This window comes from Streptomyces sp. NH27 (genome assembly GCF_056859195.1).
In genome coordinates this window covers 1-22935 of record NZ_JACEGK010000015.1, presented here as the reverse complement: position 1 = coordinate 22935, position 22935 = coordinate 1, and the positions used below count along the sequence as shown (strand labels likewise).

Annotated in this window: 15 protein-coding genes and 2 pseudogenes; 8 read left to right on the top strand and 9 right to left on the bottom strand. The window is 69.3% G+C overall.

Annotated features, from left to right (window positions below; translation table 11 throughout):
- Positions 1 to 6: 6 nt before the first annotated feature.
- The 4 genes and pseudogenes from AC13HU_RS02865 to AC13HU_RS02850 form a co-directional block, all read right to left on the bottom strand.
- Positions 7 to 927, bottom strand: coding sequence for a carbohydrate ABC transporter permease (locus AC13HU_RS02865; protein ID WP_483040104.1), 921 nt, complete (start codon positions 925 to 927; stop codon positions 7 to 9).
- 98 nt (positions 928 to 1025) lie between these two features.
- Complete coding sequence (locus AC13HU_RS02860) at positions 1026 to 2333, bottom strand: ABC transporter substrate-binding protein (RefSeq protein ID WP_483040103.1); 1308 nt, start codon at positions 2331 to 2333, stop codon at positions 1026 to 1028.
- Between the two features lie 266 nt (positions 2334 to 2599).
- On the bottom strand, positions 2600 to 6118 hold the full coding sequence (locus AC13HU_RS02855; RefSeq protein WP_483040102.1) for a putative Ig domain-containing protein: 3519 nt from the start codon (positions 6116 to 6118) through the stop codon (positions 2600 to 2602).
- A gap of 452 nt (positions 6119 to 6570) precedes the next feature.
- Positions 6571 to 6795 (bottom strand): annotated as a pseudogene (locus AC13HU_RS02850) (enolase C-terminal domain-like protein); the annotation flags it as partial.
- A 214-nt stretch (positions 6796 to 7009) separates the two neighbouring features.
- Between AC13HU_RS02850 and AC13HU_RS02845 the strand changes: the two are divergent.
- The 3 genes from AC13HU_RS02845 to AC13HU_RS02835 all read left to right on the top strand — a co-directional run bounded on the left by AC13HU_RS02845 (position 7010) and on the right by AC13HU_RS02835 (position 9094).
- The gene (locus AC13HU_RS02845; RefSeq protein WP_483040101.1) at positions 7010 to 7672 is read left to right on the top strand and encodes a GntR family transcriptional regulator; all 663 of its coding nucleotides are present in this window, start codon (positions 7010 to 7012) and stop codon (positions 7670 to 7672) included.
- Positions 7673 to 8000: 328 nt separating this feature from the next.
- Entirely contained in the window at positions 8001 to 8252 is a 252-nt protein-coding gene (locus AC13HU_RS02840) for a transposase family protein (protein ID WP_483040100.1), read from the top strand.
- A gap of 140 nt (positions 8253 to 8392) precedes the next feature.
- Positions 8393 to 9094: a DUF7003 family protein gene (locus AC13HU_RS02835; protein WP_483040099.1), complete on the top strand. Its 702-nt coding sequence runs from the start codon at positions 8393 to 8395 to the stop codon at positions 9092 to 9094.
- A 195-nt stretch (positions 9095 to 9289) separates the two neighbouring features.
- Here AC13HU_RS02835 and AC13HU_RS02830 read toward each other — a convergent pair.
- The 3 genes and pseudogenes from AC13HU_RS02830 to AC13HU_RS02820 all read right to left on the bottom strand — a co-directional run.
- Positions 9290 to 10111: pseudogene (locus AC13HU_RS02830) on the bottom strand (ricin-type beta-trefoil lectin domain protein); the annotation flags it as partial.
- Positions 10112 to 10736: 625 nt separating this feature from the next.
- Complete coding sequence (locus AC13HU_RS02825) at positions 10737 to 11132, bottom strand: tail fiber domain-containing protein (protein ID WP_483040098.1); 396 nt, start codon at positions 11130 to 11132, stop codon at positions 10737 to 10739.
- A 2-nt stretch (positions 11133 to 11134) separates the two neighbouring features.
- Positions 11135 to 11662: a hypothetical protein gene (locus AC13HU_RS02820; RefSeq protein WP_483040097.1), complete on the bottom strand. Its 528-nt coding sequence runs from the start codon at positions 11660 to 11662 to the stop codon at positions 11135 to 11137.
- A 202-nt stretch (positions 11663 to 11864) separates the two neighbouring features.
- Between AC13HU_RS02820 and AC13HU_RS02815 the strand changes: the two genes are divergently transcribed.
- Together AC13HU_RS02815 and AC13HU_RS02810 are read left to right on the top strand one after the other, a co-directional pair.
- The gene (locus AC13HU_RS02815; protein WP_483040096.1) at positions 11865 to 12170 is read left to right on the top strand and encodes a hypothetical protein; all 306 of its coding nucleotides are present in this window, start codon (positions 11865 to 11867) and stop codon (positions 12168 to 12170) included.
- 97 nt (positions 12171 to 12267) lie between these two features.
- Entirely contained in the window at positions 12268 to 13227 is a 960-nt protein-coding gene (locus AC13HU_RS02810) for a LysR family transcriptional regulator (protein WP_483040095.1), read from the top strand.
- Between the two features lie 185 nt (positions 13228 to 13412).
- On the opposite strand, the gene AC13HU_RS02805 is transcribed toward AC13HU_RS02810, so the two are convergent.
- Complete coding sequence (locus tag AC13HU_RS02805; protein ID WP_483040094.1) at positions 13413 to 15683, bottom strand: M9 family metallopeptidase; 2271 nt, start codon at positions 15681 to 15683, stop codon at positions 13413 to 13415.
- Between the two features lie 243 nt (positions 15684 to 15926).
- Here AC13HU_RS02805 and AC13HU_RS02800 point away from each other — a divergent pair, with 243 nt between their 5' ends.
- Both AC13HU_RS02800 and AC13HU_RS02795 read left to right on the top strand, forming a co-directional pair.
- A complete protein-coding gene (locus AC13HU_RS02800; protein WP_483040093.1) occupies positions 15927 to 16982 on the top strand; it encodes a proline racemase family protein in 1056 nt (351 codons plus the stop codon).
- Positions 16979 to 17959: an ornithine cyclodeaminase family protein gene (locus tag AC13HU_RS02795; RefSeq protein ID WP_483040092.1), complete on the top strand. Its 981-nt coding sequence runs from the start codon at positions 16979 to 16981 to the stop codon at positions 17957 to 17959. Before AC13HU_RS02800 ends, AC13HU_RS02795 begins: the two co-directional genes overlap by 4 nt.
- Before the next feature lie 167 nt (positions 17960 to 18126).
- On the opposite strand, the gene AC13HU_RS02790 is transcribed toward AC13HU_RS02795, so the two are convergent.
- Entirely contained in the window at positions 18127 to 19314 is a 1188-nt protein-coding gene (locus tag AC13HU_RS02790; RefSeq protein ID WP_483040091.1) for an ROK family transcriptional regulator, read from the bottom strand.
- 153 nt (positions 19315 to 19467) lie between these two features.
- On the opposite strand from AC13HU_RS02790, the gene AC13HU_RS02785 reads away from it, so the two are divergent.
- A partial coding sequence (locus AC13HU_RS02785) for a glycoside hydrolase family 3 C-terminal domain-containing protein (RefSeq protein ID WP_483040090.1) occupies positions 19468 to 22935 on the top strand: 3468 nt, incomplete at its 3' end.

Sequence of the window (22935 nt, the reverse complement as noted above, 5' to 3'; positions counted from 1 at the left end):
CCATGTTCATATCATCTGCTCCCGGCGCAGCAGGACCCGCAGGGTCACGACGGACAGGGCGGCGACGAGAATCAGCATCACCACGGCCATCGCGGAGGAGTATCCGACCCGGTTGGCCGAGAAGGCGGTCGTCACCACGTTGAACGCCAGAGTCGACGTGGTATCGGTTCCCGGTCCCCCGTTGGTGATCACCTGGACCTGATCGTAGGTCTTGAACGCCGTGATCAGCAGCATGACCGTGGTGACGGTGGTCGCCGGCGCGAGCATCGGCCAGGTGATGGCGCGGAATCGGCGTACCGGCCCGGCACCGTCGATGGAGCTCGCCTCGTAGAGTTCCTTGGGGATGGTCTGCAGCCCGGCGAGGTACACGACGACGCAGAAGCCCAGCACCTGCCAGCACTCGATCGTCGCGACGCTGTACAGCGCGAAATGCGGGTCGGACAGCCACCCGGGGGGATGCTCGACCCCGAGGTGGTTCAGCAGCGAGTCCAGGATTCCGCCGTCGGACAGGATCGCCTGCCAGACGACGCTCACGACGACCGAGCTCAGGATCACGGGCGTGAAGAACACGCTGCGCAGGACCCGGTAGAGCCAGCCGCCGCGGTCGAGCAGCAACGCGATCGCCAATCCTACGACGTTCGGCACGACGACGACGATGACGGCGAGGACCAGGGTGTTGAGCAACGCGTGGTGGAAGGACGGGTCGCTCAGCATCGTCCGGTAGTTGTGCAGCCCCACCCACTTCGTCGGCGGATTGAACGGGTTCTTGTTCGTCAGGCTCTGCGCCATGCTCATGGCGGCGGGGAGTGCCACGAGCGCGAAATAGAGCAGTACGCCCGGGCCCGCGAAGGCGAGCCAGAACGACATCCCGCGTAGCCGTTGCGCCCTGCGCGTTCCGGCCGTCGCGCTTGTTCTGTGTGGATACATCGGAGAGCTCCTTCACGAGCCGCTTGATGTGCTGACTGCCTCCGACCGGCCAGAGCGGCGCCTGACGGTCCGGCGTCGCCCAGGTCCGGGTGTCGGGATCAGCTGCTGTTCTTCGCGAACGACTGGTTCAGGAACTTCCCGAACTGCTCAGGGTTCTTCGTCCCGTTGATGAGGTCGGTGATGCCGGAGTACAGGTCCGGCAGCATCCCCGAGGGCAGGGCGTCGCCGCCGGCCTCCTGGGTGAAGGCCGCTACCGTCTCCTTCGCGGCCACTGCCTGCTCGTAGAGGGTGTTGCTCATCTGGTAGTTCCGTCCGAGCGTGGCGGGCGCCTTGTAGCCCTTGATCGCCATGAACACGCCGTCCGCCTTCGCCTCGTTGTCGAGGTTGGCGGTGTTCGTGGTGAAGGCGAGCGCCCACTTCTTGGCCAGGGCGACATCGGGTGCCTTGGAGCTGACGCTGATGCCGCCGCCGGTGAAGACCGGGACGACGGGGGTGCCGTCGTTGCTCGGCCAGCGGAACACGCCCAGGTTGAAGCCGGGAGCCTTGGCATCGGCCGACGCGGGGAACCATGAGCCCATCGGGTACATGGCGGCCTTCCCGTCGCGGAACGCCTGCTCGGTGTTGGCGTAGCTGCGGCTCAGGCCGGCCTTGTCGAGGTAGCCGGCCTTCGCCAGGTCGGCCACCTTCTTCACGGCGGCGAGGAACGCAGGGTTGGTGAAGCTGGTCTTTCCGGACTTCACGTCGGCCAGGAACGTCGGGTCGTTCTTGTACACGTCGGTGCCGACGGTCGCTATCAGCGGGTAGGAGTTGGTGGACGTGTCGCTGCCGCCGCCGCCGATCTCGATCGGCTTCATACCGGCCGCCTTCAGCTTGGCGCAGTCGGCCAGGAAGTCGGCCCAGGTTCTCGGCGTGCCGGTGATGCCGGCCTTCGCGAAGTCGTCCTTGTTGTAGTAGACCAAGGGGATCGCCTGCGAGCCCCAAGGCAGTTGGTAGGTCTTGCCGTTGATCTGGTTCGCGGTCGGGTCGGTGAAGGCGGTCAGTTGGGACTGGTCGAAGGGGGCCAGGTCGCCGGCCTTCACGAAGTCACCGGGCGTCACGGCGATCATGATGTCGGGGAGCTGGCCGGACGCCGCGAGCTGCTTGGCGTACGCGGTCCGGTCGGCTGTTGGCGCGACCAGCTTCTTGATCTTCACCCCCGGAACCTGCGCCGTAGCCCTGGCGATGGCGGTGTCCCAGGTCGCCGCCGTCAGGTTCGGGGTCTCGAAGGTCAGGAAGGTGAGCGTCACGCGCCCACCCGCCTTCGCGCCGCTGCCACCCGTGCTGCTTCCGGCCGTGCACCCCGCGAGCAGCCCGGCTGCCGCGAGGAGGACCAGGGGTGTCCGCGCGGACGTCGCGAATGGCTTCATCAGGTTCTCCTGTCGATTCTGAAGGACGGATGAGAACGGGAACAGCACGCCGTCAAGGGCCACTTGGCCGTGTACGGCTGGAACGTGGAGAGAGAATGTGGCGAGGGTCCCGGGTTGCTGCTCCGCGGTGACCGCGGCGGTGCCGGGTTCGGGCCTGCGGTGCGCAGACCCGAACCCGACATTGGTTTCCCTTCATGCCGGGCCATGAGGCGCATAGGCGCGGCTATGCCCGTGCCCATGGCCGGTCGGCACCGTATCCGGCCGGGTCAGGAACCGGTGGAGACGGCGAAGATGTGTGCCTGGTCGGTGCTGGGCAGGACGATCGAGGCGATCGTCCTGGTCGGGTCGATCGGCATGGCGTAGGAGTACACGACGAAGGTGCCGGCGGCGCTGTATCCCGATTGCATATTCCGGCCTGTCGTGGAGATCGACGTCGCCGCGCTGTACTCGGTGAGCGGCGGAGAGGTCCAGTTGGGGAACTGGATCGTGCCGAGCGTCGAGGTGCCGTCGGTGTAGGTGACCGCTACGGGTACCAGATCATTGCCGGCCTCGGCGCCGAGGAACACGAGAGAACCTCCACCCATGCCTTCGCCTTGGATCACGGGGGCGCCGCCCGAGACGTTGTCGTCGGTTCCGGCGGCGACATCGGGCCAGGTGAATTTCACCGCGCCGTCGGCCACCGTCGAACCGGGTTTGACTCCTGCCGCGGCGAGTTGCTCCGCGGAGTAGCTGTTGCCGACTCCGTCGAAGTCGCCCGGCGTGGTGTTGCTCTGCGAGGTGACGCCCACATTGTTGAATGCCGATTTCAGGTTCAGCCGCCCGGCTGCGGGGTTGGCGACGGTCGCGGCGAAGACATGTATGGCGGAGTTGCTCGGCAGGGTGACGGTGGAGAGGGTCTTGCCGGGGTTGATCGGGATGTCGTTGTAGAAGAGTTGGAACGTTCGGCCGGTGTCGCCGTAGCCCGTTTGCAGGTTGCGGCCGGCGGTTCCTGCCACGAGTGTCGATCCGAACTCCGTCGGACTGGCTCCGACCCAGTTCGGGAATCCGAGGGTGCCGGTCGAGGTGGTGCCGTCGGTATAGGTGACCGTGACGGTGCCGGTGACGTTGCCGGCCTCGGCGCCGAGGAAGGCGATCTTGGTCCCGGCATGCCCGGATGCCCGGATCACAGCGGCGCCCGCGACATTGTCGTTCCTGCCCGCCGCGGCACTGGGCCACACGAAGGTGGCGCCCGGGGCGGTGACGGTCGCGCCCGGGGTGATCCCGGCTGCGGCGAGTTGCTCGGCGGAGTAGCTGTTGCCGGCTCCGTCGAAGTTGCCCGGCGTGGTGTTCCGCTGCGACGTGACGCCGACGTTGTTGTAGGCCGGCGCGAGGTTGAGCGAGCCGGTGGCAGCGGCATGGCGTGCGGCGATGGTGAAGGAGGCGACGGCATCGGCGGTACCGCTGCCGCCCGTGCCGGTGACGGTGAAGGTGGCGGCGGTGGCAGAGGTCGGGATGCCGGTGATGCCGCCGGTGTCGGCGTCGAGCGTCAGACCCGCCGGAAGCGCGCCGGAAGTCACCGCGTAGTGAATGGTCTCAGGGTTGTTGGTGACCACCTGCGCCTCGTAGAGGCTCCTGGTCGTCATGGCCGGAAGGGAGGTGGTGGTGAACGCCGGGGTCGGAGCCATCACCGTCAGCGCGCCGCCGAGGGAATCGCCGTTCGCGTCGACCTGCTGAAGGGTCCACTTCAGACCGGGGGTGACGTTGGTCAACGTCCAGTTGAGCGACGGGTCCTGAAGCCGCACGCGCTCGGCGGGGGTGAAGGCCCCGAGGTTGCGCGCGGTCTCCCACTGCTTGATGTCATTGAGCTTTGTCGGGGTGCTCGGATCAGCGGCGAGCGCGGAGACCGTACCGCGGAAATCCGTTCCCGCGTTCAGACCCGCACCGATCGCCAGGAGGTTCTGCAACTGCTGAACGGTGGAGCTGGAGGGGTACTTCCAGCCGAGCGCCCCTGGCATGTAGTTGGCCCGGTAGTAGTCGTTGTTCGTCAACACCTGCGCCAGGCTCTGGCTGCTCTCGCCCCAGCTGGCGCGGGTGATGACGTCCCAGATGTTCGAGGTCATCCGGCTGGTCTCGGAGATGAATCCGTCGTGCTGGTCCATCTGCCGGTAGGTTCCGTTGGCGAGCGAGGAGATCCCGTAGGAACCCCAGCCGGACTGCGAGGCCGACTCAAGTCCATCGAACGCCGTCTCGTTGATGCCGGTGGTGTTGAAAACGGTGGCCAGTCGCGTCGCGACGGCCTTGATGATGCTCAAGCCGCCCTGGGCTCCGTTGTACTCGTTCTCGATGACGCGGGAGATGGCGGTGCCGGTCGGGTAGGAAGCGGCATGCGAGCTCCACTGCGCACGGCTCAGACCGGTGACCTGGCATTCGCTGCCGTTCTGGCTGTACGCGCCATAGCTGATGTATTCGCTGCCGACGAGGAGTTGGCTGCCGATGATGCCGGCGGCCAGTGGCGCGCAGCTGGCGAGGTAGGCGGTCGTGTCGGTCGAGGCGAGCGGCCGGGTCAGGGTCGTGCTCCGGCCCAGGGCGAGGTCGGGGCTCGGTGTCGGCGTGACGTAGGAGTCATTGGTGCCGATGAAGTCCGAGAGCTGATGTACGCCCACTCCCACGCCGTTGCGCCGCGCCTGTTCGACGAGCGCGGCCGCATTGCTGTCACTGCCGCCGAAACTCGAGTTGAAGTCGAAGTGCCCGTTCGACACCCAGGGCCCGTTGTTGCCGATCGCCTCCATCGTCGAGAGGCCGGCGTCCTTGGCGTACCCGGCGGCCTGGACGACGTTGCCCGTAGCCAGGTCGTCCAGGACCATGTCGGACTGGGAGCCCGCCTGCGCCGACTTGTCCCATTGCCCGCCAAAGGTCGGATAGGGCAGCTTCTGACCGGTGGCGATGTTGGAGAGCACGGTCGGCGCCATGTTCGGTGCCGTGCCGAACAGTGCGACCTTCGAGCCGACCACGCTGCCCTCGTCGCCCGGCAGTGGCCCGACGGGGACCGCGTAGCGGGTGCCGCCGTTGACGTCCGTCATCCGGTCGCGCTGCACGGTGTAGTCGTAGGTGAAGGCGCGCAGCAACGACCCCCACGATGTGACCCCGCCGACGCTCCACTCCTCTTCCGGTCCCACCGAGTCTCTGGTGGGGTCGGACGCGACCTGGTTCTGCCAGCCCACCGAGGTGCCCTGCTCCTCGCGGGGCCAGCCGCCCTCGGTGCGGTCGGTCAGCACCTTCATTCCGACAGCGAAGTCGGCGTTGTGCACGACGCCGACCGTCTCACCGACGGTCTGGGTGATGCTGGTGGCCAGCGGGCCCCACAGCAGCGCCTGGACATCGGAAGTCGACGGCGCGGTCTCCTTGGTGACGGCGAACGTCGTATAGGTGGCCTGGTCCCGCACCGCGACATCGACCTCGTAGCCGGCCGCGGAATTGGTGAACACCAGCGTGTTGTTCGCGCCGAGCGTCAGCGAGGTGGGCATCACCTGCGCCCCGTCGATCACCAGGCTGACCAGGGGGGCGGTGCCATGACCTGACGCGACGTAGTTCCGGCCGCTACGGGAGTCGACCAGACTGGTGACCTGCCCGGTCGAGTCCATTCCGACACGCAGATAGCCGGCGCCGATCAGGAAACCGCCGGAGCCGTGCGAGGTGGTCGAGGCCGAAGCGGTGCCGGTGCCGAACGCGGTCAAGCCGACTGCCGTCAGGCACACGGCCGTGACGACCGCGGCCAGACGCGCTCTCAGTTTTCGTCTTGGGCTCATGCCGGGTGAATCCCTTCCATAGGAGTGGTGTCCGTACGGAGGTGCGGCGCCGTCGCCCCCTGGGGCGCGACAGCATTTCCCGTTTCCCGTTTCCATTGCCCGAGAGCGCGAAAGTGCGTCGCCGCGCTGTCGGTGCCCGGCCCTCGGCAGCCCGTTCCGTCCTGCCGAGGTCGGAGATCCGGTTCCTGTGCTTGAACCTGTCGGTCAGGCCCGCCGCAATCGGGCGGCGACTGGCACCCCCGCGTCTCGGCGTTCACCGCGGTCAGGTTCGGATGTTCGGCCGCGATCCGGCGGCGCGGCGCGGGGTGGGCGCCGATTCGGGCGCGGACTCGGATGCGAACTCGGGCGCGGGCTCGGATGCGAACTCGGGCGCGGGCTCGGGCGCGGGCTCGGATGCGGACTCGGGCGCGGACTCGGGCGCGGGTGCCGGAACCCGGCCACGGTCGGCGCGCTCACGCGACGGTCCGGTCGTCGATCGCGTCCCGGTCCCACGCGATCCCCAGCCCGGCGGCGTCCGGGGCGACCGCGTGGCCGTCGCGCACTTCCATCTCGGCGATGGTGATCGCGCGGAGCTGCGGGATGTGTTCGACGTAGCGGCCGTTCGGTATCGCGGCGGTCAGCGACACGTGCAGCTCCATCAGGAAGTGCGGGCAGACAGGGACGTCGGCCGTCTTGGCACGGCCGCCTTCTACGGTGTGACCTGGAGTCGAAGATCATATATTTTATGAATACTCTGCGGCACCCGTGGCGCCGCAGTCAAGGCCCGCGACGTCGATTCAAACCGCCGATCACATAGGATCTACGATCCGGCGCCGCGACGCGCAGAAGCCCGCGCTCTACGATGGACGGACCGGACCAGGGCTTCCACGCAAGGGACAGGAGACATCTGACGTGGCATCACCGAGACAGATGCTGACCGACTCGGTCTATGACACGGTGCGCCAACGGCTCGTCGAGCACGACATCGAGCCCGGCATCAAGGTCAACATCAACACTCTGGCCCTCGAGCTCAACGTCTCCCCGACCCCGGTCCGCGAGGCGCTGGCCCGACTTGAGGCGGACGGCCTGCTCATCCGGCGCTCCCTCGCGGGCTACGCCGCCGCCCCTCTTCTCGGTGCCGTCGAGTTCGGCGAGCTGTTCGAGATGCGCCTGCTCGTCGAACCGGCCGCGGCGTCCAGGGCCGCGGAACGCATCCGCGACGCCGAACTCGCCGCCCTGGCCGACGACGTCGCCGCGATGCGCGGCGCCCACGAACTGGCCGACCGCGGCGTTCGGCAGGAGTTCCTGGCCCACGACGCACAGTTCCACGATCGCATCGCCCAGTCCTGCGGCAGCAGCCTGATGCGCGACACCCTCAACCGGCTCCACTCCCACGCGCACCTCTATCGACTCCACTTCCGCGAGGACCTGGCCGCCGACACCTGCCGCGAGCATGCGCGGATTCTGGAGGCACTCACCGAGAAGGACTCCGAGGGGGCGGAATGGGCGATGCGGAGCCACCTCCGGCGCTCGCGGGAACGGCTTGCGACCGCGTTCCGCCACGAGGACGGCTGAGCCGACTCGCGAGGCGAACGACTACCGCCCGCGAGCTCCGTCCTGAGTTCCCCTCAAAAGGACGCCGACACCGCCGAATCCTCGATACGGGTACGGGCACGGGCACGACGGCGATCAGCCTGCACGACGGCCACGACGCCTCGTTCCGAGGAGGGCAGCACCACTTGTCAGTCCGTGTGGAAGGCCAGGGCGATTGCAAAGTCGTGATGGTCTGTCAGGTGTGCAGTTCACGGCGGTGTGACGATGTTGGTCGGGTGCGCGACCGGACGCAACGAAGCTCCGTTGTGGAGGTGACCTTCCCAAGTCGCCTTCCTACAACGGAGCTTCGATGTGTCGTCAGTCCGCCACCGTCTGTCTGGTCAAGTCGCCCACTCGTCAGCGTCGTGCGATCGGCCCGCTGACCGAGCGGTTGCAGGCACTGGCCGATCCGCGGTGCCGGCGCGGGAAGCGTCACCCCTTCGTGGCAGTGCTGCTGATCGCCTGCTCCGCCGTGGTGACCGGTGCGAGGAGTTTCGTGGCGATCAGCGAGTGGGCGGCCGAGGCCCCACAGGATGCCCTGGCCCTCCTCCGCCTCAACTGACCTGCACCGATACACAATCAAAGGACTTTGCAATCGCCCTGGCTTCCGAGATCGCACGGCGCTACAAGCGACTGAATGAAGCCCTCGGAACGATCAACGATCTCGACCAGAAAATCAACAAACTGAAGGGCATTTAGTCGATGGCAACCTCCGAGCGACCAGGATGGACCGATGAGGTGTTGCGCCAACTCGACGCGGCGGCCAACGAACTGTTCCCCGGGCCTCCGAACGAGAACTACCCAAATGCGACGGTTGCTCTGGACGGATTTGCGAGCGTCACGGAGTGGATGCTCGTTTTTCGGGTTCTCAGTTACGGACGTCCCAGTTCATCCTTCAGCGAAGACACGCTTCTCTTCGGCAACAATGTGGAGAATCCCGGATATTTCGGAGCCCGAGAGGTCATCGAACCCTTGCCCGGGACGGAGTTCTGGTCGGACGACGAAGAGGAGCGGTTCCTGCCGGAGTTGAGCGGTTTTTCGGCGACTATCAACGGTTCTCCGCGAGCGTATTCATTCACGGATGCGGAGATTGACCAGACAGGCATCAGGGGCGTCGCAGTCGAGCCCGAGCTCGCCTTCATCCGCGTACTCGCGCATCACCACGCCGCCGAGCTCTTCCGTGCACCTGAGCAGGTGCTTTTGGACCTTGGCCAGCGGGGCCTCACACCCGTGTTCCGACTCAATAGTTGGCGGCAGCCCGACTCAATGCTCGGCGAGAAACCGAGCGATCTTGCCTGCTTTCAGGCCATCGCCAACTCCCTCGCTCAACGTGCACCAGTCAATCTTGAGGTCTGCGCGGAGACCGCCACTACGCACTGGTCCAACTGGGCGGAATTTGAGTGAGCCCACAGGCCCTCCAACGGGTTCAGCTGTCGCGGTTCGGCCGGTTCCGCGTCGGACATCGGCGACGTGGCGCCAGCCGTGGTGGACGACCATGTGTCCGGTGGGACAGGCGTATGGGAAGCACCACTGCCGCGCCTGCTCCTTCATGCTGACATCGCTCGTGCCGTCACCACCGGCAAACATCAACCCTGTCGGGTCGCTTCCGCTGGCGGGGTTGTCGGCGGCGTAGGTGTAGCCGCCCATCTGGCTGGGGTCGCCGGCTTCGAAGACGGGGTCGGGGGTGAGGAAGCGGCCGGTGGTGGGGTCGTAGTTGCGGGCGCCGAGCGCGGTGCGGCCCTCGGCGTCGTAGGTGAGGGTCTGGGTCTGGCCGGGCGGCAGCGCGTTCGTGCCGGTGCCGATCGTGGTCCAGGTCTGGCCGGCGCTGCCACAGGTCGTCAGCGTGAGCGCGGTGCGCAGGGTGGACGATCCGCCCGGGTCGCTCACGCGCATCGCGGTGTTCGCGACGCTGACGATCGTGCCCGAGGTGGTGACCTTCCACTTCTGGATGGCGTCGCTGCTGCACGTGTCGAGCGTGACGACGGTGCCGGCCTTCGTGGCGTTGCCGGTGGTGTCCAGGCACATGCCCAGCACCTTCACGGTGCCGTCGGTGCCGAACGCCCACTGCTGGGCCGCGGAGTTGTTGCAGGTGTAGGTGCGGATGACGGCGCCGGGCGCGGTGTTGGCGTTGGCGTCGTCGATGCAGTACTTGACGCCGCCGGTGAGTGCGAACCCGGTGACCAGCGGACCGGTGGTGGTTTCCTTCCGCGAGACCGTGTCGCCGGCGTTCGTGCCCGCGGGTACGGCGGCGGGGTCGGCGTAGGACGGCGTCTGGGTGGCGGTGCCGACCGTGGGGTTACTGGTGGTGGTGGCGCCTGCCTGGTTCGGCAGCGACGCGGGCGTGGTGCCGTTGGCCCCGGCGTAAGTGGTGGTCTGCGTGGTGTCGTTGAGCGCGTTGCCGGTGGTGTCGTGGTTGACCATGCCGGTGCGGTCGCCGAGCAGGTCGTAGGAGTAGGTCTGCCAGTACGGCGCGGGGCCGCCGACCGTGGGGGCCTTGACCGGGGAGGTCGCGGTGGTCTGGACGAAGGAGGTGTTGCAGCCGCCGACCGCTCCCACCGTCGCCGCCATCGGGTCGGTGATGCCGGCGGTGTCAGTCCAGGCGGCGGTCAGCCGCTGGAACGTGTCATAGCTGAAGCACTGCGTGTCGTGCGTGGTGTTGTTCTGCAGGTCGTCGGACGCGGTGATCTCGCCGGCCTGGTTGTGGCAGATTCCGAGTAGGTGACGCTGCCGCTACTCGGCGGGCACCTCAGATGCGGAGGCTCAGCCGCAGGTCAAGTAGATGGCGTAGACGAGCAGAGGCGCCACGAAGGCTTCCGAGCCTCCTTACCTCATCCACCTCAAGCTCCAGCCGGTCGGCGAGAGCGAGTACGGCGGCGTAGAAGGGCCCGCTGGCGGAGCACATCGCTCCGGCTCAGCGGGCTTCTTCACATCTACGAGCACTACAGCGCACGATCCGCAGACGCTGCCGGGGCTCCGGACTTGGGACCGCTTTGGGACCACTTTGGGACCGCTGGGAGTGGACGGGACGTTGATCTTGCTCCCACTGTTACGGCAGTAGTAGACCGCTACCGTCCTGTGGCGGGCCTTCGGCGCTGTCGCGGAGGCGGTCGACTTCGGCGGTCAGTTCGTCGATACGGCGGTTGAGGGCCTGGATGCACACCAGGGAGACGCCAAGACCGTCGACGACGGGGATGGTGGTGTCGTCGCGGTTGAAGCCGAAGGCGGCGTGCCAGTCCTGGGCCATCGGACCGAGGTGGCGCACGTCTTCGGGTTCCCACAGGTAGCGCCAGGTGCTGACGGGCAGCTCGGCCACGGTCGTCAGGACCGTATAGCCGTTGATCGCGCCGACCGGGGCCACGGCGCCGCTCTCTCGCGCGCCGGCCGAACCACGGGCCGGGGCACCGTGATCAGCCGCCAGGGCGCGGCGGCGGAAGATGCGCACCCCTATCGGCTCCAGTCGACCGGAACGACATCCTGCTTGAGCCCGCGGTCGCTGAAGAGAAGGCTGCCCAGGGGAACGAAATCGTCCCCGACGGTGATCGCCCCATGCGCGCTGGCCGGTGTGTGGACGCCGTCGCCGAGCAGCACGGCGTCGTAGCCTGCCAGCAACTCCTGGGCCGTCCCGGGCCCGAGGTTCTCCGACGCGGAGATCGCGGCAACGCCGCTGTAGTTCGTGTAGGCCGCCCCCAGCAGTCGGCCGCCGGCACTGTAGAACTGCACCTGCACGCCGCGAACGGGCTCTCCCGAGACGGCGTCGACGACGATCGCGCTGATGTTTTCCAGCTGCATCTGCGTGACGTTCAACGAGCCCTGGCTGGCAGCGATGTTGACCGGCTGGAGGCTGGGGCATTCCGCGCCGCTGCACGGCGCGGCCGGCGGGGTCGCCGCCGACGCGATGGCGCCGCTCCCCACACCCAGTGATACCAAAGCCGCTGCCATCACCGTGACGGTCTTACGACCCAAAGACGCCATGTCCACTCCAAACTGAACAGCCGACGCGCGTTCCGAACAGCGCACTACAAGCGCACTACAGCCGGGACGAACGGGGCGCGCGTGCAGCACGCGACGAGCGCCGCCCTCTACCGGGCGACACAGATGAGCGTATGGACAGCAATCCGGCCCGACCATGTGCCAACCGGGAGTTCGCACAATCTGATGAATCGTCGCCAGGGCGGTGACGAACACACTCGACGCGCACAAACACATGAGCGGCGCCATCGGCCACGCGGTCCGCGCAGGGACCACCGTTGACACCAGCAACATCCCCTGCCTGCGTCCCGCTCGAACCCTCGGCGAGGAGCGCGAGCTGATCGGCCGGCTCGGCGGGCCGCCCGGATGCCGTGACGTGGTCGGCGAGGGCCCGCTGCCACCGGGAATCCTGATCAATACGCCGTTGCCGAAGTCCGAGGGATGCCCGCCGTCGTCCCGGGGGCGCCGTGGCGTCCGTTCGCCGGCCCGGCGCCTCGACAGCCGGAGTTGAAGTCCCCGACGCCTACTCGCGGCCCGCAGCAGAACCTCCCGGAACCGAGACCGGCCGTAAAATTGGCGCACTCCTGGCAGACCAAAGACGGGTGCTGATGGAACTCGAACTCCGACACCTGCGGATGCTGTGCACGATCGCCGACACGATGAGCCTCGGCAGGACGGCGGCGGTCCTGGGGTGCTCGCAGCCCGCGGTCAGCAACCAACTGAAGCGCATCGAGCGGCTGATGGGCGAGGACCTGTTCGTCAGGGGCAGTTCGGGGGTGACACCGACGCGCTTCGGGGTCGAGGTGGTGGTGCAGGCGCGCGAGGTGGTGGCGCTGGCCGACGCGATCGGGCGGCGGTCCACCGCCGGCCGGCACGGGGCCGATCAGGTGCTGCGGCTGGCCGCGACGAACACACCGATCCTGCCGGGCCTGTTGCAGCGGGCGCGCACCGTCCTGCCGGCGCTGACCGCGCAGGTGAGCAGCGTGTACTCCTCGGCCGAGATCGTCGGGCTGCTTGAGGACGACAAGTTGGACGTCGCGGTCGCGGTCGACTATCCGGGACGCGAGTTGGGGCACTCGGCGGCCGTGGCGCGCCGTGGGATCGTCACCGAGCCCAGCTTCGTGGCCCTGCCCGCCGCGCATCCGGTGCGCGGGCAACTTGACGTGCCGCTGATCGATCTGGCCGGGGACGCCTGGTTCCTGACGCCTGACGACGGTGCGGGCTGGCCCGGTGTCTGCTACGACGCCTTCGAGGCGGCCGGCTTCACTCCGCCCACGGTGCACGAATTCCTCGGCGACCGGGACCAGTTGCAGCGGATGATCGCGGACGGGCTGGGCATCTCCGTCGTCCAGGCGACGTGCCGGCCGATTCCGGGTGTGGTCGTCAAGCCCCTTGCCGGCACGCCCATTTGGTGCCGCTACGTGCTGGTGTGGCATCGCGAGCGCGTGTCCGACGAGGTCGCGCAGACGCTCTTCGGCGCGGCCCTGGCCGCCTACGAGCAACTCATCTCCCAGGCACCGCACTTCCAGGCGTGGGCCGCCCGCCACTACCGGACCCCGCGTACGTAGGGTGTCCGCGCAAGCCGCAGCGCAAGCCGCAGCGCATGCCGGGGCCGCGGCACGTCGACCGGAGTCGACCGGGCCGCGGCCTCGGGTCAGTTCAGTCAGTTCAGTCAGTTCAGTCAGCCGGTCAGCCGGTCAGCCGGTCAGCCGGTCAACATCGCTGCCAGCCGAGCGTTCGCTCAACGGCGGTGTCAGTACGAGGTGGTGACGGTGACCCCGCTGAAGTCGGTGACCGCGTAGAGGCTGATGTACCGGTAGCCCGCCTCGGTGTTGGTGACGGTGATGCTCTCGGTGGTACCGGAGTTGGTGGAGTCTTCGGTGAAGGTGGACGGGCCGGCCCATGTCGTCGGGTCGTAGTAGAGGTCGGCGTTGCCGCTGCCGCCGCTGGTGGTGACCTTCAAGGTGGTGGTGCCGGCCGGCAGGTAGATCCACAGGCTGTCGGTGTCCCCGGCGACCGCGGACTGGTCGGAGCGGTAGCAGTTCTGGCCCATCGCCTGGGTGTTGGGGTCACCGCAGGCCGTCGCCGGGCCGCCGCCGCTGTTGCCGCCGCCGGCCAGGGTAGTGAGCCAGGCGTCGAAGTCGGCGTCGTAACGGGTGCCGATGTTCGTGGCGTAGACGGCGTAGGCACCCGCGTAGTCCCCGGTGCGCATCTTCGCCAGCATGGCCTGGATGTCGTCCGGGTGCTTCTCGGTCATGTACCGGACGGCCAGGTAGCCCCACGGGTAGGTGCGGGTCTCGTCGTCGACGGTGTAGGTGTTCTGCCACAACTGGCTGAGCTTGTACGTGTGCTTGGCCGCCTCGGTGATCGCGTCGTCGTCGGTCACGCCGCGGTACGCGTAGGAGACGTACTCCGCCTGGCCCTCGATCCACCACACGTCCGGCACCGTGATCTGGGTGCCGAAGTCGCCCTTCATGTCGTAGATGGACTGCAGGACGTGCGCGAACTCGTGGTTGAGGTTCCAGGCGTTGGCCGTGAAGCCGTTGTCGGTCGGCCACTGGTAGAGGATGGAGTAGGCGACGTTGTCCGGGTCGGTCGGCGTGCCGGTCAGTGTCTCGCCGCCGTTGTCGGTGTCGTTGCCGAAGATCGCCCACGAGTAGGTCATGTAGTCGGTCCTGCTCCCGTAGATGACCATCTTCAACGTGAAGTACTCACCGGGGATAGGGCCGTTGTCCTTGACGAGGTTGCGGTAGAAGGGGACCTCGTTCGCCAAACTCGTGCAGACGTCGGATTGTTCGGTGGCCGTGAGCGCCTGCGCCATGATGGTGAAGTCGCCGCAGGCGTAGTCGATCGGCAGCGAGGCCGCGGTGAGCTGCTGGGTCAGGTCGCAGACGCCGTAGTAGGAGCACTGGTCCGGGTCCGCGGTGCCGGCCCGGTAGGCGACGTGCACCCACAGGTTGGCGGTGGCGCCGGTGATGGACGAACCGTCCAGCAGCCCCTTCACGAGCGGGCGGATCTTGCTCACCAGCGCCGGGATCTGGATGAAGTTGGCCAGGTCGTTGCCCGCGTTCGAGTCGAGGGCGTCGTCGTCCCCGCCGAGCAGGTCGCGGTGGTCGAGGGTGAAGTTGTACAGCGTGTCGGCGATGCTGGGGTCCGCGGTGATCGCGGTGGCGAAATCCTGGAACGACGGGCCGCGCCACAGCGGGGTGTATATCGCGTTCAGCGCCTGGTCCATCTCCGGGATCGCGTCCCACGAAGTGCTGTTGTAGGCGTTGAGGTACCGGGCGTAGACGTCCAGGTAGTCGGCCTGCACCTGCGCGCTGTCGGTGAGGACGAACGCCTGCTCCAGCACGGCGCCGTTGCCCGCGCTGACGTCGTTCGCGTGGCTGCTCGCGAACAGCGTGTTGAACCCGTTCTCGATGGCGCCGCGCAGTGCGGAGTCGTACGTGCCGACGTCCGAGGGGTCGCCGTACTGCACGTAGTAGCCGGCGCGCATGAAGTACATCAGCTCGTCCAGGCCGCCGGAGTCGTCGCCGGTGTAGGAGCCGGCCGCACCGGCGACGCCGTTCGCCACCGCGAGCATCTGCGACTCGTCGAACACCGCGTGCGCGTCCGAACCGGTCAGGCTGAACAGCGGGTTGATGCAGGTGGCCCAGTCCACCGTCTTGATGTACGACACGAGGTCGCCGCCGGACCGGCCCGCGAAGTCGCCGGTGGTGCACGACGTGACGGCGGCGGGGCGGGTGGCACCGGGCGAGTTGAGCGCCGCGTGTCCCGACCGGGGCGGCTTGGGCTGCTTGGTCGGCTTGGTCGCTGCCAGGGCGGTCGGCGCCCCGCGCAGCTTCGCGGGCAGCGGCTTGGCCTGCGTGGCGGGGAGTTGGGAGTCCTGACCGGTGTCGGCTCCGGTCGGCTTGGCTTTCGATACGTTCTGTTCGGCGGCCCGCGCGGTCGCGGCGGGTGACGTCGCGGCCGGTGACGAACTCCGCCACGCCGTGCTGGGTGCCGCCGTCGCCTGGGTGGTCATGAGGCCGGCGACGAGTCCTCCGGCTGCCAGGCTCGTGGCCAGGATTCTGGGCAGGAGTGATCGACAGTGCATCGCATCTCCAGTGGGGGGAACGCAGAGGAAGTTGTCCGGAGAGCCGGACAGCGGTATGTAACATTGCACTGAGGTGAAGTCGTGGGCAATGCTCGGGGACCCAGCACTGTCCCCGGTCGACCCATAACACCCGCGCACAGTTCGCCGACGCCTGACAGGAGCGAGTTGCCGATGACGAGGACACAGCCGCCGATCGAGATGATCGAGACGATCGACTGGCACACCGGCGGCGAGCCGTTCCGGATCGTCGTGGACAGCCCGGAAGCGGTGACAGGTCACGGACCGACCGTCGCCGAACGCCGGGTCGCCGCGATGCGGAGCGAGGAGACGCAGTGGGTGCGGGCGCTGCTGTGCGCCGAGCCGCGCGGCCACGCGGACATGTACGGCGGCTTCCTCGTCCCGCCCGACGACGCCGGCGCCCACCTGGGTGTCCTCTTCTGGCACAACGACGGGTTCTCCACCGCGTGCGGGCACGGCACGATCGCCCTGGGCTCGTGGGCGGTCGCCTCGGGCCGGGTCCCGGCACCCGCCGACGGCATGACCGACGTCGTGATCGACGTACCCTCCGGGCGCGTCACGGCGAGCGTCCGGACCGCAGGCGGCCAGGTCCAGGACGCCACTTTCACCAACGTGCCCGCCTACGTCCACGCACACGGCGTCGACGTGCCGACCTCCCGCGGGAAGGTCACCGTCGACATCGCCGACGGCGGCGCGATGTACGCGGTGCTGCCGGCCGAGTCCGTCGGCCTGCGCGTCCGGCCGCAGGACGTCACCGAACTCATCGCCGTCGGACGGGAGATCCGCGACGCGCTGAACGCCGAGCGCGCCGCCGAGCACCCCCTCGATCCCCGGCTGTCCGGGATCTACGGGACGATCTTCACCGAGGAGACCGGACCCACCGAGCTACGGCCCGACGGCAGCCGGCTGGTGCGGCAGCGCAACATCACGGTGTTCGCGGACGGCCAGGTCGACCGGTCCCCGTGCGGTTCCGGCACATCGGCCAGGGTCGCGGTGCTCGCGAGTGCCGAACAGCTGCGCCCGGGCGACGAGTTGCGGCACGAGTCCGTGGTGGGCTCGGTGTTCCGGGCCCGGATCACGGAGCAGACCTCGGTCCACGGAATCCCGGCGGTCGTCACGGCGGTGACGGGCACCGCGCACGCGATCGGCACATGCCGGTTCACCGTGGATCCCCGCGACACCCTGCTGCCCGGGTTCGTGCTGCGATGACCGAGATCCTCGACGCCGAACAGGTCTTCGCGCTCGGCCCGGTCGCCGCCGTCCGGGCCCTCCGCGACGCGCTGGCCGCGGGCCTCGACCCGGACGGCGACGTGCCGCGGGTCATCATGCCGCTGGCCAACGGGCAGGCGCTGTTCATGCCGTCGGAGGCCGACGGCTGGTTCGGGGTGAAGGTCGCGACCGTCGCCCCGGGCAACGCCGCCCTCGGCCTGGACCGCATCAACGCGACCTACCTGCTGCACGACAGCCGGACCCTGCGGACCACCGCGATCCTCGACGGCGTCGCCCTGACGACGCTGCGCACCCCGGCGGTCTCGGTCGCCGCCGGCCTCGACCGGCTGCGCGAGCTCGCGGCGAGCATTGCGGAGAGCGCTGCGGAGAGCGCTGCGGAGAGCAGCACGGAGAGCGCCACGGACGGGCTGCGGCTCGTGGTCTTCGGCGCGGGACCGCAGGCCGAGTGGCACGTCCGGACGATCCGGGCCCACGCTCCGGTCGCCGACGTCACGGCGGTCACCCGCCGCGGCAGTGCGCCCGCGGCCTGGGCGGACCGCCATCTGGCCGCGGACGACGCGGCCGTGGCCGATCACGTCCGTACCGCGGACGTCGTCGTCACCGCGACCTCGGCCCGCACGCCGGTCCTCGACGGGACTCTCGTCCGTGACACGGCGCTCGTACTGGCCGTCGGCTCCCACGAGCCGACGGTGCGGGAACTCGACAGCACGCTCATGGCACGCGCCACGGTCGTCGTCGACAGCCGGGCGAGCGCGCTGCATGAGGCCGGCGACGTGATCCAAGCGGTCGCGGAGGACGCGCTCGACCCGCGCACGCTGGTCACGATGGCCGACCTGCTCTCAGGCAATGCGGTCCTGCCCGCCGACCGTCCCACCGTCGTCAAGATCACCGGGATGGGCTGGCAGGACCTGGTGGTCGCCGTCGCGGCATACCAGCAGCGCGACCAGGTGGATTGACCCGGCACCGGTCCTGCCCGGGGCGCGGCCGAAGACGTCGGCGAGGGTTCGGGGGGCGGTCCCGCCGGTCGGCGCTCCCGTCGCGGGCACGGCGGCCCCCGCCGCCGCTCAGCCTTGTCGCGGACCCGGCGCGCTCCCGTCGCGGGCACGGCGCCACCCTTCGCCGCTCAGCCCGTCGCCGCTCCCGGGCGCAGGGCCGCCGCCGTGGCCATCGCGCCCAGCAGCTCCGCGCGTTGGCCGAGCAGACCGCTGCGGACGCTGACCGCCTGGGCGCTGGCGGGCTGGGCGTAGCGGTCGACGGACTCGCGGACACCGGCTACCAAGGGCGCCCCCGCGGTGCCCAGTTCGCCGCCGAGCACGATCGCCGCGGGGTTGAGGCAGTTGACCAGGTCGGCCAGCACCCGGCCGATGGTGCGCCCGGCATCGGTGACGACCCGGGCCGCCGCCGAGTTGGAGGCCAGCTCGGCCAGCGGCGGGAGCACCGTCGAGGCGTCGCCCGCGCCGGTCTTGAGCACGTGCGTGAGCTGGCGCCGTACCTCGGTGATGGACACGACCGTCTCCAGGCAGCCGCGGCTGCCGCACCGGCACCAACTCGTCGCGCCCGGCAACTGGGTGTGGCCGATCTCGCCCGCGATGCCCGTCGATCCCCGGTAGGTGCGGCCGGCCAGCACGATGCCGGCGCCGATGCCGTGCGACGCCTTGATGTAGAGGAAGTCGTCGAGTCCCCGCCCCGCGCCGAAGGCCCGCTCCCCGCGCGCGCCCATGTCCGCGTCGTTGCCCACGACGACCGGGTGCCCGAGCCTGCGGCCGAGTTCGTCGGCGGGGTCCAGGCCCACCCAGTCGGACAGGATCGTGGGCGCCCGGACCACCTGGGTGCGTACGTCGAGCGGCCCGGGGATGCCCGCGGCGATGCCCAGCACCGGATCCAGCCGCTGCCCGGCGGCCGCCAGGGCTTCGTGGACCAGGCCGGCCGCGGAGTCGAGCGCGTCGTTGGGCCGCCCGTCCACGTCGAGTTCGGCGGTGCACTCGGCGAGGATCTCCCCGGCCGCGGTGGCCACCGCGGCCGTGATGTGCGCGTGCCCGAAGTCGATGCCGACCGCGACGCCCGCGGCCGGCCGCAGGCTCACCAGCCCGGCCCGCCGGCCACGGCCGGCGGCGGCCGGCGGCCCGGCGTCCTCGGTGGCCAGCCCCTCCGCGAGCAGCGCGGCCACGCCCGCGCCGACCGCGCTGCGGGACAGCCCGGTCAGCCGGCTCAACTCCGCGCGGCTGACCGTGTCGTACTCCGCAAGGGCCCCGAGGATCAGTTCCCGCGTGCGCATCCGGCGCGCCGAGACGGGCCCCGTCGAATCTGTCATGCCGCCACCCCAGCCCCGATTCCGCCGTCGAACGGCTTAATTATGACCCAACACTTCCTCTTGAAAGTCGAGTTGGGCGCGCATAGCCTCCATCCGCACGCCAACTTCCCGGGCCGGTCCCACTCGTCACCCCGGGCAAACAGAGGAGCCGTTTTGAAACGATTCAGAACGTCCCGCCGGCAGCGGGCCGCTGCCGTGGCGACCGCCGTGGCAGCCCTGGCCGCCGGACTCGCGCTGTCCCCCACCGGGGTCGCCCCGGCCGCGGCGGCCGGCACCGACGGCCCGAACCCGGCCTGCCCGTGGGTGGGTTCGACCGCGCCGGTGAACACCCGCACGGCGCAGGTCCTTTCGAAGATGAGCCTCGACGACAAGATCGCGATGGTGCACGGCACGGCCGCGGGCCCGTACACGGGCCTGGTCCCCGCCGACAGCCGGCTGTGCATCCCCGCGCTGAAGATGCAGGACGGCCCGACCGGCGTACGGCTGAACAGCACCACGCAGTTGCCGGCCGCAGCCGACGTGGCCGCGTCGTTCGACCCGTCGGTGGCGAAGTCCTACGGCTCGGTGATCGGCGCCGAGGACAAGGCCAAGGGGGTCGACGTCGACCTCGGCCCGACGATCAACATCGTCCGCGACCCGCGCTGGGGCCGGGCGTTCGAGTCGTACAGCGAAGACCCGTACCTGACCGGCCGGATGGGCGCCGCGGACATCGACGGCATCCAGGGGCAAGGCGTGATGGCCCAGGTCAAGCACTGGGCGGTGTACAACCAGGAGACCAACAGGAACACGCCGTCCGACAACGTTATCATCGACGACCGCACCGTCCGGGAGATCTACACCAGTGCGTTCGGCGCGGTGGTGGCCCAGTCGAACCCGGCGTCGGCGATGTGCTCGTACTCCACGGTCAACGGCACCGACGCGTGCGCGAGCCCCTACCTGGACTCGATCCTCAAGGACGACTTCGGCTTCCAGGGGTTCATCACCTCCGACTGGGGCGGCACGCACAGCACGGTCGCCTCGGCCAACGCCGGTATGGACATGCAGATGCCGGACGACTCGTACTTCGGCGCCGCGCTCAAGACCGCCGTGCAAAACGGCCAGGTGGCGCAGAGCCGGCTGGACGACATGGTCACCCGCATCCTGCGCGAGGAGTTCCGCTTCGGGCTGTTCGAGCACCCGTCCAAGGACACCCCGGACGCCGACGCGTCCACGGCCGCGCACCTCGACACCGCGAAGAAGGCCGCCGAGGCCGGCACCGTACTGCTGAAGAACTCCGGCAACGTGCTGCCGCTGAAGTCCGGCACGGTGAAGTCGATCGCGGTGGTCGGCGACGGCGCCGGCGTGGACACCATGACCGCGGGCGGCGGCAGCGCGTCCGTCGGCGGCACCGGCACCATCACCCCGTACGACGGGATCAAGGCGCGCGCCGGCGCCGGGACCACCGTTTCCTACGCCCAGGGCAGCAACGGCCCCGGCGGTGAGCTGCCGGCCATCGACGGCTCGTACCTGACGCCGCCGTCGGGCACCGGGCACGGCCTGCAGGGCGACTACTACACCAACACCACGCTGGCCGGCGACCCGGCGGCGACCCGGACCGACCCGCAGGTCGACTTCGGCTGGAACGGCCAGGCGCCGGCCGACGGCGTGTCGGGCAGCTCGTTCTCCGCCAGGTGGACCGGCACGATCACCCCGCCGACCACCGGCACGTACACGTTCGGGATCACCAGTGACGACGGCAGCCGGCTGTTCCTCGACGGCAAGCAGCTCATCGACAACTGGCGGGACCAGGGCAGCACCACGCAGACCGCGCAGGTGGACCTGACCGCGGGCAAGCCGGTGCAGGTCGAGATGGACTACTACCAGTCCGGCGGCGACGCCGTCGCCGAGTTGGGCTGGACGCCGCCGGGTGCGGACACCCCGCTGGACCAGGCGGTCGCGCTCGCGGCCAGGTCCGACGTGGCGGTCGTCTACGCCAACGACTTCGAGAGCGAGGGCAGCGATCTGAAGAACATCGACCTGCCCGCCGACCAGAACAAGCTGATCTCCGCGGTGGCGGCGGTCAATCCGAACACCGTGGTCGTGCTGAACACCGGCTCGGCCGTGACCATGCCCTGGCTGGACCAGGTCAAGGGCGTGCTGGAGGCGTGGTATCCGGGCCAGCAGGCCGGCAGCGCGATCGCGTCGCTGCTGTTCGGCGACGTGAACCCGTCGGGCAAGCTGCCGGTCACCTTCCCCACGTCGCTGGACCAGGTGCCGGCCTCGACCGCGGCGCAGTTCCCGGGCGTGGACGGCACGGTGGACTACTCCGAGGGCCTGAACGTCGGCTACCGGTGGTACGACACGAACAAGCTGACGCCGCTCTTCCCGTTCGGCTACGGCCTGTCCTACACGTCGTTCGGCTTCTCGAACCTGCGGGTGGGCCGCACGCTCAGCGAGAGGGGCACCGTGCCGGCCAGCGTGGAGGTGACCAACACCGGCAGCCGCGAGGGCGCCGAGGTCGCGCAGCTCTACCTGACCGACCCGTCCTCGACCGGTGAACCGGCCCGCCAGCTCAAGGGGTTCCAGAAGGTGGACCTCAAGCCGCACCAGAGCAAGCGGGTGAGCTTCGAGATCAGCGCGCAGGACGCGTCGTACTGGAGCACCGACGCGCAGGCGTGGGAGCTGGCCACCGGCAAGTACACCGTGCAGGCCGGCGACTCCTCTCAAGCCCTGCCGCTGTCGGGCACCTTCCAGGTCACCAGGAACTCCGGCCCGCGCTTCACCAAGGTCGCCGCGTCGGCCACCGCGAGCGGCGGCAGCACGCTGTCGGTGCGGACCACGTTCACCAACGACTCGACGCAAGGAGTGAGCCAGGCCGCCACCCGGCTGACCGTGCCGGCCGGTTGGACGAAGAAGGCGGTCACCGCCGCCACCTTCCGCAAGGTGCCCGCCGGTGCGTCGGCCACCACCACCTGGCAGGTGCGGGTGCCGGCAGGGGCCAAGGGCGGTGCGGCCACGCTCGCCGCAACCACCGCCTACAGCGGTTCCCACGGCCTGCCGCCGGGCACCGGCAAGGCGACCGTCCAGATCGCCTACGCCGACCTCGCCGCGGCCCGTGACACGGTGGGCGTCACCGACGACGCCGACCAGACCCCCGGCAACCTCGACGGGAAGGGCTACAGCTTCTCCGCGCAGGCGCTGGCGTCCGTCGGTATCACGCCCGGCGGCCAAGTGACCTCCGGCGACGCGACGTTCACCTGGCCCGACGTGCCGGCCGGCCAGGCCGACGCGGTCACCACCGGCGGCCAGCTCGTCAGCCAGTCCGGCACCGGCTCGGCGCTGTCGTTCCTGACCGTCGGCACCAACGGCAGCCAGACCGGCAAGGTCACCGTCACCTACACCGACGGCACCACCTCCACGTCGACCCTGAACGTCTCCGACTGGTACAGCAACGCCGCGGGCGACGGTTGCACGCTGGTCGTCACCGCCCCGCACTGGAACCGGCCGGCGGGCAGCACCAACCCCGCCGACCACAAGGTCAGCCTGTACGCGGCGTCCGTGCCGCTCACCAGCGGGAAGCACGTGCAGTACGTGACGCTGCCGAGCAACCCGGAGCTGCACATCTTCGCCACCGCCATCAGC

Coding starts and splice junctions, on each gene's coding strand:
- AC13HU_RS02865 (WP_483040104.1), bottom strand. CDS start 927: ATGTATCCACACAGAACAAGCGCGACGGCCGGAACGCGCAGGGCGCAA.
- AC13HU_RS02860 (WP_483040103.1), bottom strand. CDS start 2,333: ATGAAGCCATTCGCGACGTCCGCGCGGACACCCCTGGTCCTCCTCGCG.
- AC13HU_RS02855 (WP_483040102.1), bottom strand. CDS start 6,118: ATGAGCCCAAGACGAAAACTGAGAGCGCGTCTGGCCGCGGTCGTCACG.
- AC13HU_RS02840 (WP_483040100.1), top strand. CDS start 8,001: ATGTGTCGTCAGTCCGCCACCGTCTGTCTGGTCAAGTCGCCCACTCGT.
- AC13HU_RS02835 (WP_483040099.1), top strand. CDS start 8,393: ATGGCAACCTCCGAGCGACCAGGATGGACCGATGAGGTGTTGCGCCAA.
- AC13HU_RS02820 (WP_483040097.1), bottom strand. CDS start 11,662: ATGGCGTCTTTGGGTCGTAAGACCGTCACGGTGATGGCAGCGGCTTTG.
- AC13HU_RS02810 (WP_483040095.1), top strand. CDS start 12,268: ATGGAACTCGAACTCCGACACCTGCGGATGCTGTGCACGATCGCCGAC.
- AC13HU_RS02805 (WP_483040094.1), bottom strand. CDS start 15,683: ATGACCACCCAGGCGACGGCGGCACCCAGCACGGCGTGGCGGAGTTCG.
- AC13HU_RS02800 (WP_483040093.1), top strand. CDS start 15,927: ATGACGAGGACACAGCCGCCGATCGAGATGATCGAGACGATCGACTGG.
- AC13HU_RS02795 (WP_483040092.1), top strand. CDS start 16,979: ATGACCGAGATCCTCGACGCCGAACAGGTCTTCGCGCTCGGCCCGGTC.
- AC13HU_RS02790 (WP_483040091.1), bottom strand. CDS start 19,314: ATGACAGATTCGACGGGGCCCGTCTCGGCGCGCCGGATGCGCACGCGG.